The sequence below is a fragment of the Streptomyces sp. S3(2020) genome (genome assembly GCF_013044505.1).
Classification (GTDB): domain Bacteria; phylum Actinomycetota; class Actinomycetes; order Streptomycetales; family Streptomycetaceae; genus Streptomyces.
On sequence record NZ_JABERD010000006.1, the window covers coordinates 1 to 12,268 of the forward strand.

At 72.3% G+C, this 12,268-nt stretch carries 13 protein-coding genes and 1 tRNA gene; 7 read left to right on the forward strand and 7 right to left on the reverse strand.

Annotated features, from left to right (window positions below):
- Nucleotides 1–978 (reverse strand): CaiB/BaiF CoA-transferase family protein (locus HLK59_RS03620; RefSeq protein ID WP_171139722.1); only part of this gene is annotated, 978 nt, incomplete at its 3' end.
- A 238-nt stretch (nucleotides 979–1,216) separates the two neighbouring features.
- Here HLK59_RS03620 and HLK59_RS03625 point away from each other — a divergent pair.
- Nucleotides 1,217–2,395, forward strand: coding sequence for a saccharopine dehydrogenase NADP-binding domain-containing protein (locus HLK59_RS03625; protein WP_171139723.1), 1,179 nt, complete (start codon nucleotides 1,217–1,219; stop codon nucleotides 2,393–2,395).
- Nucleotide 2,396: 1 nt separating this feature from the next.
- Here the strand turns inward: HLK59_RS03625 and HLK59_RS03630 are convergent, their stop codons facing one another.
- Together HLK59_RS03630 and HLK59_RS03635 are read right to left on the reverse strand one after the other, a co-directional pair.
- The gene (locus HLK59_RS03630; RefSeq protein WP_171139720.1) at nucleotides 2,397–2,558 is read right to left on the reverse strand and encodes a hypothetical protein; all 162 of its coding nucleotides are present in this window, start codon (nucleotides 2,556–2,558) and stop codon (nucleotides 2,397–2,399) included.
- Nucleotides 2,559–2,694: 136 nt separating this feature from the next.
- Nucleotides 2,695–3,396, reverse strand: a complete 702-nt coding sequence (locus tag HLK59_RS03635) for an endonuclease V (RefSeq protein ID WP_171139724.1) — start codon at nucleotides 3,394–3,396, stop codon at nucleotides 2,695–2,697.
- Nucleotides 3,397–3,432: 36 nt separating this feature from the next.
- Between HLK59_RS03635 and HLK59_RS03640 the strand changes: the two genes are divergently transcribed.
- Nucleotides 3,433–3,729, forward strand: coding sequence for a YciI family protein (locus HLK59_RS03640; protein ID WP_171139725.1), 297 nt, complete (start codon nucleotides 3,433–3,435; stop codon nucleotides 3,727–3,729).
- Between the two features lie 45 nt (nucleotides 3,730–3,774).
- Here the strand turns inward: HLK59_RS03640 and HLK59_RS03645 are convergent, their stop codons facing one another.
- Entirely contained in the window at nucleotides 3,775–4,893 is a 1,119-nt protein-coding gene (locus HLK59_RS03645; RefSeq protein WP_240982187.1) for an oxidoreductase, read from the reverse strand.
- A 246-nt stretch (nucleotides 4,894–5,139) separates the two neighbouring features.
- Between HLK59_RS03645 and HLK59_RS03650 the strand changes: the two genes are divergently transcribed.
- A complete protein-coding gene (locus HLK59_RS03650; protein ID WP_171139726.1) occupies nucleotides 5,140–5,553 on the forward strand; it encodes an SsgA family sporulation/cell division regulator in 414 nt (137 codons plus the stop codon).
- Between the two features lie 18 nt (nucleotides 5,554–5,571).
- Here the strand turns inward: HLK59_RS03650 and HLK59_RS03655 are convergent, their stop codons facing one another.
- Both HLK59_RS03655 and HLK59_RS03660 read right to left on the reverse strand, forming a co-directional pair.
- Nucleotides 5,572–6,408: an isocitrate lyase/phosphoenolpyruvate mutase family protein gene (locus HLK59_RS03655; RefSeq protein ID WP_171139727.1), complete on the reverse strand. Its 837-nt coding sequence runs from the start codon at nucleotides 6,406–6,408 to the stop codon at nucleotides 5,572–5,574.
- An 81-nt stretch (nucleotides 6,409–6,489) separates the two neighbouring features.
- Nucleotides 6,490–7,140 carry a GPP34 family phosphoprotein gene (locus HLK59_RS03660; RefSeq protein WP_171139728.1) on the reverse strand — a complete coding sequence of 217 codons (651 nt, stop codon included), beginning with the start codon at nucleotides 7,138–7,140 and terminating at the stop codon, nucleotides 6,490–6,492.
- 304 nt (nucleotides 7,141–7,444) lie between these two features.
- Here HLK59_RS03660 and HLK59_RS03665 point away from each other — a divergent pair, with 304 nt between their 5' ends.
- From HLK59_RS03665 to HLK59_RS03680, 4 genes are all read left to right on the forward strand, one after another.
- Nucleotides 7,445–9,067 (forward strand): ABC-F family ATP-binding cassette domain-containing protein, encoded by a 1,623-nt coding sequence (locus tag HLK59_RS03665; protein ID WP_171139729.1) that lies wholly within the window; start codon nucleotides 7,445–7,447, stop codon nucleotides 9,065–9,067.
- Nucleotides 9,068–9,237: 170 nt separating this feature from the next.
- Nucleotides 9,238–10,014, forward strand: coding sequence for a dimethylargininase (gene ddaH, locus HLK59_RS03670; RefSeq protein WP_171139730.1), 777 nt, complete (start codon nucleotides 9,238–9,240; stop codon nucleotides 10,012–10,014).
- Between the two features lie 216 nt (nucleotides 10,015–10,230).
- Nucleotides 10,231–11,205 (forward strand): acyl-ACP desaturase, encoded by a 975-nt coding sequence (locus tag HLK59_RS03675; protein WP_171139731.1) that lies wholly within the window; start codon nucleotides 10,231–10,233, stop codon nucleotides 11,203–11,205.
- 65 nt (nucleotides 11,206–11,270) lie between these two features.
- Nucleotides 11,271–12,110 carry a hypothetical protein gene (locus HLK59_RS03680; protein ID WP_171139732.1) on the forward strand — a complete coding sequence of 280 codons (840 nt, stop codon included), beginning with the start codon at nucleotides 11,271–11,273 and terminating at the stop codon, nucleotides 12,108–12,110.
- 3 nt (nucleotides 12,111–12,113) lie between these two features.
- Here the strand turns inward: HLK59_RS03680 and HLK59_RS03685 are convergent.
- Nucleotides 12,114–12,189: transfer RNA gene (locus HLK59_RS03685), tRNA-Trp, on the reverse strand.
- Between the last annotated feature and the right edge of the window lie 79 nt (nucleotides 12,190–12,268).

A 12,268-nucleotide genomic window follows, 5' to 3' on the forward strand; every position in this document is an offset into this window, starting at 1 on the left:
GCCGCGGGCGGCGAGGTGGGGGTGGTGCGGGGCCTCGCGCAGCGACAGGACGGGGGCCACGCACGCGTCCGTGCCGTCGAAGACGGCCGTCCACTGGTCCCTCGTACGGGACTTGAAACGGGCGGCGACGGCCTCGCGCAGGTCACCCCAGCGGGTCCAGTCCTTGCGGGCCTCGGCGTGCTCCTGAAGGTCGAGCAGGCGGACGAACTCGGCGTAGAACTGCGGCTCCAGCGGCCCGACCGCCATGTGCTTCCCGTCGGCCGTCTCATAGGTGCCGTAGTACGGGCAGCCGCCGTCCAGGAGGTTGGCGCCGCGCCGGTCCTGCCAGCCGCCGGCGGCGAGCATGCCGTGGATCATCGCCGAGAGGTGGGCGGTGCCGTCGACGATGGCGGCGTCGACGATCTGACCGGTGCCGGTGGCGCGCGCGTGGTGGAGGGCGGCGAGGACGCCTACGACGAGGTAGAGGGAGCCGCCCGCGTAGTCGCCCAGGAGGTTGGCGGGGGCCGGCGGGGGCGCGTCGGGGCTGCCGATCATGCCGAGGGTGCCGGTGAGGGCGATGTACGCGATGTCGTGGCCGGCGCGCGGGGCGAGCGGGCCCTCCTGCCCCCAGCCTGTCATCCGGCCGTAGACGAGCCCCGGGTTGCGGGCGTGGCAGGCCTCGGGGCCGATGCCGAGGCGCTCGGCGACTCCGGGGCGATAGCCCTCGATCAGGATGTCGGCGCGTTCGGCGAGGTCGAGGACGCGGGCGGCGCCGTCCGGGGCCTTGAGGTCGATGATCACCGAGCGCTTGTTGCGGTTGGTGACGTCGTACTCGGCCTTGATGGCGAGCCCGGGGCCGCCGGGCCGGTCCACGCGGACCACGTCGGCGCCGAGGTCGGCGAGGAGCATGGCGGCGAACGGCCCCGGTCCGATGCCGGCCAGTTCGAGTACGCGTACGCCGGTCAGCGGGCCCTGCCCTGGCGTCGTTGCCGTTGTCATGCAGCCCCCATTGGCGTGACACAACTGATGTAACACCAGTGATGCTAAGAACCTGTTCCACTGGGCACAAGACCTCAACGAGCAAGCGCTTAGACAATCAGCCTCTCATTTCTCCCGTTTCTTCAGGGCATTTTCGGGCATGGCCACCGCACACCTCCGGCCTAGTCGCAGGGCTCCGCACCGCTCACGCTAGCCTCGGCCACCGACAACGGCGCGTGGTGCGGAACCGAGGGGTGTCATGAGCAGGCTGAACAGGGCGGACCGTCCGTACGACATCGTGCTCTTCGGAGCCACCGGGTTCGTGGGGACGCTCACCGCGGAGTACCTCGCCGCGCACGCGCCCGAGGGACTGCGCTGGGCTGTCGCGGGGCGCAACGAGGACAGGCTCCGGGCGCTGCGGGAGCGGCTGCCGGGCGGCGCGGAGGTCGGGGTGCTGCGGGCGGACGTGGCCGATCCGGCCTCGCTGCGGGCGCTCGCCGAGCACGCGCGCGTGGTGGCCACGACGGTGGGCCCCTATGTGACCTACGGCGAGGAACTGGTCGCGGCCTGCGCGGAGTCCGGGGCGGACTACCTCGACCTCACCGGTGAGCCGGAGTTCGTGGACCGGATGTACGTCCGCCATGACGCACGCGCGCGGGAGACCGGGGCACGTCTGGTGCACGCGTGCGGCTTCGACTCGGTGCCGCACGACCTGGGCGTGTACTTCACGGTGCGGCAGCTGCCGGAGGGGGTGCCGCTCACGGTGGACGGGTTCGTGACGGCGGACGCGACCTTCTCGGGCGGTACGTTCGCCTCGGCGCTGGGCCAGTTCGCGCGCGGACGGCAGATGATCGCCGCCGCGCGGGACCGTGGCCGGCACGAGCCGCGGCTGGTGGGGCGGCGGGCGTCGACGCCGAGCGGTGCGCCGCGATACGTCGGGGAGGTCGACTCGTGGGCGCTGCCGCTGCCGACGATCGACCCGCAGATCGTGGGGCGGTCGGCCCGGGCGCTGGAACGTTACGGCCCCGACTTCCGCTACCGCCACTACGCGGCCGTACGCCGGCTGCCGATCGCGGTGGGTGGGGTCGCGGCCGTGGGCGCGCTCTTCGCGGCCGCCCAACTGCCGCCCGCGCGACGCTGGCTGTCCGACCGGCTCAAACCGGGGGACGGGCCGAGTGCCGAGAAGCGCGCCAAGAGCTGGTTCAGGATCCGTTTCGTCGGCGAGGGCGGCGGCCGCCAAGTGTTCACCGAGGTGGCGGGCGGCGACCCGGGCTACGACGAGACGGCGAAGATCTTCGCCGAGGCGGCCCTCTCCCTGGCCTTCGACGACCTTCCGCCCACGTCCGGTCAGGTCACCACGGCGGTGGCGATGGGCGACGCGCTCACCGAACGTCTGCGGCGCGCGGGGATCGTCTTCCGGGTGGCCACGGCCCGGTGACCTACAGCGGCCAGGTGGCGACCGTGTAGATCATCCCGCAGATCCACGCGAGCCCCGCGAGCACGGCCAGGACGAGCGCGGCCATCACAGCCCGCTCGACCGGCCGGTTCGGGTCGGCGAGGGGCTTCGGGGAGCGGTGGCGGGGCATACGGTGCGTCGTCATGGGGCCCAGCCTGCCGATCACCCCGGGGCGCTCACATCCGTACAGATACTCAGATCGGGTACTCAGTCGCCCAGTACGGCGTCCACGCGCCCCCGCAGCTCAGGGTCGTCTCGGGGTCCCGTGCCGCCCGGTGCCCCTACGGGTTCCTGACCCGCGTCGCCTCCGTCAGGGCCCTCCGGCACAGGGAGTCCGCTCGGCGGGTCGTCTCCGGGAGGCGGTAGTCGGGGGTCAACGCCAGGGTGTGGGCGCAGGCGTTGTCCAGGTCCACGCGGTGGCCGACGGAGACGAAGACCGGCTTGACGGCCTCGCGGGTGCGGAGTGCGCGGCCGACCTCCTCGGTGCCCGCGAGGAGCGGGGAGGTACTGGCGCGTGGGGTGTCCGGGGCGTCGTAGGTGAAGGTGAAGGGGTTCTTGGCGACGCCGATCGTGGGGAGGCCGGTGAGGACGCCGAGGTGGCTGGCGAGGCCGAAGCGGCGGGGGTGGGCGAGACCGTAGCCGTCGCAGACGACCAGGCCGGGCGGGCACGGGAGCGCCTCCAACGCGGCCATGACCGTGGGGATCTCACGGAAGGCGAGCAGGCCGGGGACGTACGGGAACGGGATACGGCCGACCGCCGTCGCCTCGGCGACGACCTCCAGAGTCGCCGCGTCCAGCACGACCGCCGCGGCCGCCACGACGTCCCGTTCGTCGTCGTACGCCACGTCCACTCCGGTCACCCGCCCCGTACCGGGCGGCGGTCCCGGCTCGTCGAGCACCACCTTCGTCCGCAACTCGTCCTGGACGGCACGGGCTTGCTCCTCGGTCGCGGGCCAGCCCGCGGGAATGCTCACGGTCCTCATGGTGGGACGAGCGTACGTCGAAGTAGGCTCGCGATCATGTTCGTTCTGGAGCTGACCTACACCGCCCCGCTCGATCAGGTCGACGCCGCGCTGGAGGCACACGTGGCATGGCTCGACGCACGGTACGAGCAGGGCGTGTTCCTCGCCTCCGGGCGCAAGAACCCCCGCGACGGAGGGGTGATCCTCGCCGTCGCGGAGGACCGCGCGCGGATCGAGGGGATCGCGGCGACCGACCCGTTCGTCACGGCCGGCGTCTGCGCCTACCGCATCACCGAGTTCACAGCCACGAAGACCGCACCGGAGCTGGAGCGGTACCGCGAGTCGCCCTCCTGAGTCGTCGACGCGTTCGCACCGGCTTCCTTCCGCGGGCGTTCCGGATCAGCTCTCCAGGCGGGCCACGCGCCCCTTCTCGCCGGCCGCCCAGCAGCCGAGGTCGGGGGTGCAGTCCACGGTGTCGTACGAGCCCGTGTCGACCGTGCGCCAGGTGCGGCCGCCGTCCGTCGTCAGGTCGGTGCCGGTGGGACCGACCGCGAGGGCGGCGGTGCGGCTGTACGGGAGCCAGGCGACGCCCGAGCGGTAGGCGGGCGGCGGTGTCGCCGAGGGCTGCCAGGTGCGGCCGCCGTCCCGGGTCACGGCGCCGGCCTGCGGGGACGCCTGGTCGGGGCGGTAGTCGCCGCCGACCGCGAGGCCGTGGGCGCGGTCGCGGAAGGCGAGTGCGAAGACGCCTTTGGCGGGGTCGCCCGCCGGGATCGGCGAGTCCGTGGCCCGCCAGGTCAGGCCGCGGTCGGAGGAGTGCAGCACGCGTGCGCGTGCCGCTCCCCCGGTGGCCAGCCAGACGTCCTTGGGACCGGAGCTCACCAGGCACTGGCCACTGGCCGCGAACCCGGCCTCCCCCTCCAGCGCGGCCGGCATGCCGTCGCTCGGCAGCACCTTCCAGGAACGGCCGCCGTCGCTCGTGGACAGGATGCGGAACTTCCCGTCCACCGGGTCGCTCATCGCCAGACCGTGCTCGCGGTCGAAGAAGGTGAGGCAGTCGTAGAAGGCCCGTGCGTCGGTGTTGCGGAAGGACTCGGTCCAGGTGGCCCCGCCGTCGTCGGTCCGGTACACCCGGGACGCCTCGCCCTCGCCGATGGCCAGCACGACGGCCCGGCGCGCGTCGAAGGCCTCGATGTCGCGGAACTGGAGCTCGCCGACACCGGGCGGAGAGACGTTCCGCCAGCTCGCGCCGGCGTCCGTGGTGCGCAGGACGGTCCCCTGGGTGCCGGAGACCCAGGCGGTGGTCCGGCTGACGGCCGACAGTCCGCGGAACCGCACCTCCGGGGTCCCGCTGTCCTTGAGTTCCCAGTGCGGCGCCCGGTGCTCCGGCTGCGGCTGCGCCTGTGCGGGCAGGGCCGTCAGCGCGGCCAGCGCCGCCGCGCACGCCACCCCCGCGGCGAGCCGCCAAGCCGGCCGCCTGCCCGTAAGTCCCCTGTGTCGCGTGCGTCGCGTGCTCCCCATGCGCCTCATGGCGGGCGAAGCTAGTGCACGCGCCCGTGGCCGTCCAGACCGCCGTCGGGCGGGGCGGCGGTCGCCACACGTGCCCTTCGTGTCACGGAAGGTGGTCTGCGTCACTCACGCGCATGAGAAACGGTGACCGAGGTCACTCGACTTTCGTGTACACGGATGGGCCCGTTCCGTCGTCTCTACCAGTGCCCGGCCCGATCCGCCCGGAAGTCGGTCCAGCCGTCACGAGGGAGCAACGCGTTGTCCACTGTCATCGAGCAGCCCGTTGAGGCCCGTCTCGTCGCCGCCGCGCCGCGGATGCCGAGTATCCCCGCCACGCTGCACTACGACCGGCGCGATCCGTTCGCCGTCCGCATGACCTTCCCGGCTCCGGCCACGCTGGAGGGCGTGGAGGTCTGCTGGACCTTCTCCCGCGAGCTCCTCACCGCGGGGCTCACGACCGCCGAGGGGCATGGCGACGTGCGGGTGCGGCCGTACGGGTACGACCGCACCGTTCTGGAGTTCCACGCGCCCGAGGGCACCGCCGTCGTGCATGTGCGCTCGGGGGAGGTGCGGCGGTTCCTCCAGGCCACGGCCGAGCTGGTGCCGGTGGGGCTGGAGCACCTCCAGTTGGACCTGGACAAGCAGCTGGCGGAGCTGATGCGGGACGCGTAGCGCTCCGCGGAGAAGCGACTAGCGCACCCTTCCCAGCAGCTCGTTGAGCCTGCCGTAGTCGAGGCCCCCCACCAGCGAGTCGTACGTGCCCGCCACCAGCAGCTCCCTCGCGGCGCGGTGGACCAGCGCGTGCGCGGCCTGCGCGATGCCCGAACCGGCGCTCACGCGCGCGACGCCGAGCGCGGCCAGTTCCGCGACCGGCGGGGCACCGGGGCCGACCATGACGTTCAGCGGACCGTCGACGCCGTCGACGAGCAGCTTCACGGTTCCCGGCTCGACGGCCCCGGGGACGAAGATCCCGTCGGCGCCCGCGGCGCGGAAGGCGGCGGCCCGTTCCAGGGTGAGCTCCACGTCCCCGGCCTCCCGCAGGAACGTGTCGATGCGGGCGTTGACGAACAGCGGCACCCCCTCGGCATCGGCGGCCTCTCGCGCGGCGGCGATCCGCTCGGCCTGCTCGGCGACGGCCCGCAGCGGCCCGGCGCCCTCCCCGTACAGCGCGTCCTCGATGTTCACGCCGACCGCGCCCGCCGCGAGCACCGCGCGGACCGTGGCGCCGACGCCCTCCGGATCCACGGCGTAGCCGCTTTCGATGTCCGCGCTGACGGGCACGCCGACGGTGGCCACGATGTCCGCGACGACACCGAGCGCCCGCTCCCGCTCCACCCGGTCGCCGTCCGCCGCGCCCAGGGCCCAGGCGAGCCCCGCGCTGGTGGTCGCCACCGCGGCGGCACCGGCGTCCTCGACGACCCGGGCACTCGCGGTGTCCCAGGCGTTGGGCAGGACGAGCGGCCGCCCCGGCACATGCAGGGCGTGGAAGGCGAGGGCGCGGTCACGGAGGGAGGTCTGGTGCGTCATGGCGTCCAGCCAAGCAGCGGGTGCCGGGGCGGGTCTGGCAGGAATCCGACGTGGATGTGAGGGCAGGTACGCTCGCCGCCCTCAGACCCCCGTAGGCGCGGCGGCCGCCGTCAGCGCCGTGCTCAGCTCGTCCATGACCTTCCGCAGTCCCGGCGTCGCCGCCCCGCTGCGCTCGGTCAGCTCCGCCAGCCGCTCCGTGCCCCGTCCGTGCTCCTTGCGGGCGCCCAGCGCGCTCACCCCGGCCGCGGCCGCCAGCACGACGACGGCGGCGTCCCGCGCGGAGACGTCCGCGGGCCGCACGGGCCCTTCGAGGACCCGCCGTGCCTCCTCTCGCAGCGCGTCCACGACGGCGGCGCGTTCCAGGGCGTACTCGACGGTCGGGAAGAGGCCGAGGGCCCGGCGCTTGTCCGCCCGCAGGTATCCCTCGGCGGCGAGCTGTTCCCGTACGGCGTCCGCCGTCACGCGCGCGTGCAGCGGCACCCAGCTGCGCCAGTGGTGCGGCCGGGACTCGCGTACGAGTTCCAGGAGCCCGTCGAGGACGGCGTCCCCGGTCCGGGCGTCCATGTCGACCGGGGTGGCGATGCCGTCGTCGTCGACGAGCAGACCGCGCTGGGCCAGCTCGGCGAGGGCGCCGGCCCGCGCCAGGTGGGTGGTGCCGGCGGGCTCGTTCCTCGTGGTGTCCCAGGCCAGCAGATAGAGCCGGGCGGGCAGCGACAGCGAGCCGTTGGGCACGGGGCCTCCTTGAGGTGCGATCGGGTCTCACGTTAATTCGTTGACAGCCTTCTGGGCCTCTCCTACGGTGTATGACGGTCCTGTTGCCGCCGATTGGAGAAGGACGTTGCTCGTCTGAGGTCCTGAGACACCGCGTCACCCGCCGTATGTGGGTGCGTCGCGTGCGACCTCGGCGTTCGAGCCGTCCTCCGGTGCAGGGCTCTTCTCATGCCCCGGACATGCCCACGGAATCCGGCTCCCCCTTGGTCGCAGGTGTCTCGATACGCGTTTGCCCCCTGTCGCATCGAGCAACCGCGAGGCCCGTATGTCTACTTCCGTCACTTGCACCTCCCTCTTCTTCACCTGGCCCGACGGTACCCCCGTCTTCGAGGACCTGGACATCGCCATCGGCCCGGGCCGCACCGGGCTGGTCGGCGTCAACGGGTCCGGCAAGTCCACCCTGTTGAAGCTGATCGCCGGTGAACTCACCCCGGCCGACGGCGCCGTGCGCGTCGCGGGCGAGGTGGGTTACCTCCCGCAGAGCGTCACGCTCGACACCGGCATGAAGGTCGACGAGGCGCTCGGCATCGCCGACCGGCGCGCCGCGCTGCACGCCATCGAGGCGGGCGACGTGGCCGAGCGGCACTTCGAGACCGTCGGCGACGACTGGGACGTGGAGGAGCGCGCCCTGGCCACGCTCGGTGAACTCGGCCTCGGCGAGATCGGGTTGGACCGTACGATCGGCGAGGTGTCCGGCGGCGAGTCGGTGCTCCTGCGGCTGGCCGCGCTGCTGCTGCGCCGCCCGGACGTACTGCTCCTGGACGAGCCGACGAACAACCTGGATCTGTACGCCCGTCGGCGGCTGTACGCGGCCGTCGCGTCCTGGACCGGTGTCATGGTGGTGGTCAGCCACGACCGTGAACTCCTGGACCTGGTCGACCAGATCGCCGATCTGCGGGCCGGCGAGGTCACCTGGTACGGCGGCACCTTCTCCGCCTACGAGGAGGCCCTCGCCGTCGAGCAGGAGGCGGCGGAGCGGATGATGCGGGTCGCCGAGGCGGATCTGAAGAAGCAGAAGCGCGAACTGTCGGACGCCCAGATGAAGTTGGCCCGCCGCAAGCGGTACGGGCAGAAGATGTGGGACCAGAAGCGCGAGCCGAAGATCGTCATGGGGGCGCGCAAGCGCGCGGCGCAGGAGTCCGCGGGCAAGCACCGCATCATGCACGAGGAGAGGCTCGCCGAGGCCAGGGAGCGGCTGGACGAGGCGGTGGAGGCCGTGCGGGACGACGACGAGATCCGCGTCGAGCTGCCGTTCACGGCCGTCCCGCCGGGCCGCGAGGTCCTGACCCTCATGGATCTGGAGCTGGCGTACGGGGCGCAGGTGAAGGGCGGCTTCGATCTGCGCGGGCCCGAGCGGATCGCGCTGATCGGGCGCAACGGCGCGGGCAAGACGACGCTGCTGCGGACGATCGCCGGGGAGCTGGAGCCGGTGGCGGGCGAGGCGACGGCCCATGTGCCGCTGCGTTTCCTGCCGCAGCGCCTCGACGTGCTCGACGACGAGCTCAGCGTCGCCGAGAACGTGGCCCGGTTCGCGCCGGGCGCCACCAACAACCGGGTGCGGGCCCGTCTCGCCCGTTTCCTGTTCCGGGGCGCCCGCGCCGACCAGCGGGCGGCGACCCTGTCCGGCGGCGAACGCTTCCGGGCGGCGCTGGCCGCGCTGATGCTGGCCGAGCCGGCGCCGCAGCTGCTGATGCTGGACGAGCCGACGAACAACCTCGACATGGCGAGCGTCAGGCAGCTGACGACCGCGCTGGAGTCGTACGAGGGGGCGCTGATCGTGGCCAGCCACGATCTGCCGTTCCTGGAGTCGATCGGCATCACCCGCTGGCTGCTGCTGGACGGCGAGCTGCGGGAAACCACACCGGAGGCCGTCGCGGATCCCGCCTAGCCGCCCGGGCCGCGAGCACCGCTCGCGGCCCGGGTCCGGTTACCGCCGCGTATCTCAGGAGGGCCACAGCCTGGTACGGGGGGTTTTGGTTGCGCGGGCCCGCCCTGCATGATGGCTGACCGGTGCCGCTTTTCCGGGGTGCCGTCCCTGCCGCCGTTACGGAGTTACTCGTGTCCAGCAAGAAGGCCCTCGTCCGCCGCCCCAGCCCGCGCCTCGCCGAAGGCCTGGTGACGCACATCGAGCGCGAGAAGATCGACCTCGATCTCGCGGTCGAGCAGTGGGAGGCCTACGTCGAGACCCTGCGCGCGCACGGCTGGGACACGGTCGAGGTGGATCCGGCCGACGACTGCCCGGACTCCGTGTTCGTCGAGGACACGGTCGTCATGTACAAGAACGTCGCGCTGATCACCCGGCCCGGCGCCGAGTCCCGGCGCCCGGAGACCGCCGGGGTCGAGGAGGCGGTGGCCTCGCTCGGCTGCTCGGTGAACTGGGTGTGGGAGCCCGGCACGCTCGACGGCGGCGACGTCCTGAAGGTCGGCGACACGATCTACGTGGGGCGCGGCGGCCGTACCAACGCGGCCGGTGTACAGCAGCTGCGGGCCGCGTTCGAGCCGCTCGGGGCGCGGGTCGTCGCGGTGCCGGTGAGCAAGGTGCTGCATCTGAAGTCGGCGGTCACGGCGCTGCCCGACGGGACGGTCATCGGACACATCCCCAAGGTGGACCGGCCCTCGCTCTTCCCGCGCTTCCTGTCGGTCCCCGAGGAGGCCGGCGGCCACGTCGTGCTGCTCGGCGGCCACAAGCTGCTCATCTCGGCGAGCGCGCCCAAGACGACGGAGCTGCTCGCCGACCTCGGCCACGAGCCGGTCGTCGTCGAGATCGGCGAGTTCGAGAAACTCGAGGGATGTGTGACATGCCTCTCGGTCCGGATGCGGGAGCTGTACGCCTGACCGAGTGAGCGGACCACCCGTTCAGCCCCGGGACCTGCGGTCCTGGGACCTTTCGGGAATGCCCGGGAACACGGGCTGATCAGGGATCTTTACAGCGCACTTAACCTACGGTCTCGTAACCTACGGCTTCGTAGCCTACGCTCTCGTAAGTTCCGTTGGATCCGGCAACCGCTCGCCGGTTTGTTCAGCTTTGTCACACGTCCCCCTGGAGTTCCCGTGACGATCGCCACCCCTCACCTCGGCAGCCCTTCCGTCTGGACCGACGCCAAGCTGCTGTACGCGCTGGAGGAAGTGGTCGAGAAGGAGCTCAACCGGCACCTCAAGGTCACCAAGGACTGGATGCCGCACGAGTACGTGCCGTGGAGCGACGGGCGCAACTTCCCCGGCTTCTTCGAGGACGGCGAGGCCTGGGACAAGGAGCAGTCGAAGGTCACCGAGATCGGCCGTATCGCGCTCGTGGTGAACCTCCTGACCGAGGACAACCTCCCCAGCTACCACCACGAGATCGCCTCGCTCTTCGGCCGTGACGGCGCCTGGGGCACCTGGGTGCACCGCTGGACCGCCGAGGAGGGCCGCCACGGCATCGTGATGCGCGACTACCTCCTCGCCTCCCGCGCGGTGGACCCGGACAAGCTGGAAGCCTTCCGCATGCAGCACATGAGCGAGGGCTTCGAGTCGGACAACCGGCACTCGATGCTGCACTCGGTCGCCTACGTCGCCTTCCAGGAACTGGCGACCCGCGTCTCGCACCGCAACACCGGCCACCAGTCGGGCGACCCGGTCTGCGACCGCATGCTGGCGCGCATCGCGACCGACGAGAACCTCCACATGGTCTTCTACCGCAACCTTCTGAAGGCCGCGTTCGAGCTGGCCCCCGACCTGACCATGCAGGCCGTGCGCGACGTCCTCGTCAACTTCCGCATGCCCGGCCACGGCATGCCCGGCTTCGAGCGGTTCGCGGCCCAGATGGCGATCGGCGAGGTGTACAACCTGCGCATCCACCACGACGACGTCATCCAGCCGGTGCTGCGGTTCCTGAAGGTCATGGACATCGACGGTCTCGGCCCCGAGGGGCAGCAGGCACAGGACGAGATCGGCCTGTACATGGGCGGTCTCGACTCGGAGGCCGCCAAGTTCGACGAGAAGCTGGCCACGCGCAAGGCGCGGATGGCGGCGCGCGCCGCCGGCTGACCGCGCCTCCGGCCGACCGCCGAATTCCGGTGCGGTTCGCCCCTGGCCTGCGGCATCATGCGGCCATGCGGCAGAACAGCAGGGTGGAACAGGCGGTCGGCTTCCTGCTCGGCCTGGTCGACGGCGAGACCGCCGAGCGGGTACGGGCACGCACCGGGCTGCCCTCGCCCGAGCGACCCGAGGCCACGACGGAGCGTCTGCGGCGGGCCTGGACGTGGGCGATCCACCTGCCGGCCTCGGTGGCGCTGTGGATCCTGGAGAACGACGACCCCGCGCTCAACGCCGTGGTGTGGCGCCACATCCCGACCGACTCCGGGCTGCGCAGGGCCGTCTCGCGCGGTGTGCCGTTCCGGCCCGGCCGCACCGGGACCATCCCGGTCGAACGCGGCCTTCCGGGCTCGGAGCCCGAGATCCCCGAGAGCTACGTCCGCCATGGCCTCGTCGGCGGTCTGCGCGCGGTCGACTCGATGGCCGAGGGACGCGCCGCCGCGTCCATGGTGCTCACGCGGGACGACTGGTGGACCGTCGGCGAGGCGGACCGCGAGCGTCCGCTGCCGGGTTACGCGCGCTGGGCGCTGTCCGTGCGCCCGGACTGCCCGCCCCTGGTGCGCGAATCCTTCGGCTCGCACGCCAAGTTCACGCACCGGCTGCGCCAGGCGGGCGTGTACGGCGGTCCCGCCGAGTACGCGACGTCCCGGGGGCCCGCCATCGGTGTCCTGGAAGTGCTCGCGCTGGGGCACGCGCTGTTCCCGGCCCGCGTCCAGGAGGCCGAGGACGCGCTCCGCCCGCTCGTCCGGGAGCACTTGGGCGACCGTGAGGAGGCCTGGGCGGTGCTGGCCCAGCTGATGGAGACCTTCCACGGGAACGCACCGGAGCTGGTCGTGACCGCGGGTGCCATCGCCTAGGGGGGCGGGGCGGCTGGATTCGAACCAGCGTGTTCTGGTTTTGGAGACCGGTGCGCCTGCCTCTGCGCTACGACCCCGCCCTTGACGCCAGATCGTAATGCCTTGGCCCGATGTCAGTGGGCCCTGGTACCAATGAGGCACGGGGGCACGTCAGTACG

What these genes read in the sequence shown, in the direction of transcription:
- HLK59_RS03630 (WP_171139720.1), bottom strand. Translation starts at nt 2,558, where the DNA reads ATGACGACGCACCGTATGCCCCGCCACCGCTCCCCGAAGCCCCTCGCC.
- HLK59_RS03625 (WP_171139723.1), top strand. Translation starts at nt 1,217, where the DNA reads ATGAGCAGGCTGAACAGGGCGGACCGTCCGTACGACATCGTGCTCTTC.
- HLK59_RS03640 (WP_171139725.1), top strand. Translation starts at nt 3,433, where the DNA reads ATGTTCGTTCTGGAGCTGACCTACACCGCCCCGCTCGATCAGGTCGAC.
- HLK59_RS03655 (WP_171139727.1), bottom strand. Translation starts at nt 6,408, where the DNA reads ATGACGCACCAGACCTCCCTCCGTGACCGCGCCCTCGCCTTCCACGCC.
- HLK59_RS03635 (WP_171139724.1), bottom strand. Translation starts at nt 3,396, where the DNA reads ATGAGGACCGTGAGCATTCCCGCGGGCTGGCCCGCGACCGAGGAGCAA.
- HLK59_RS03680 (WP_171139732.1), top strand. Translation starts at nt 11,271, where the DNA reads ATGCGGCAGAACAGCAGGGTGGAACAGGCGGTCGGCTTCCTGCTCGGC.
- HLK59_RS03665 (WP_171139729.1), top strand. Translation starts at nt 7,445, where the DNA reads ATGTCTACTTCCGTCACTTGCACCTCCCTCTTCTTCACCTGGCCCGAC.
- HLK59_RS03645 (WP_240982187.1), bottom strand. Translation starts at nt 4,893, where the DNA reads ATGGGGAGCACGCGACGCACGCGACACAGGGGACTTACGGGCAGGCGG.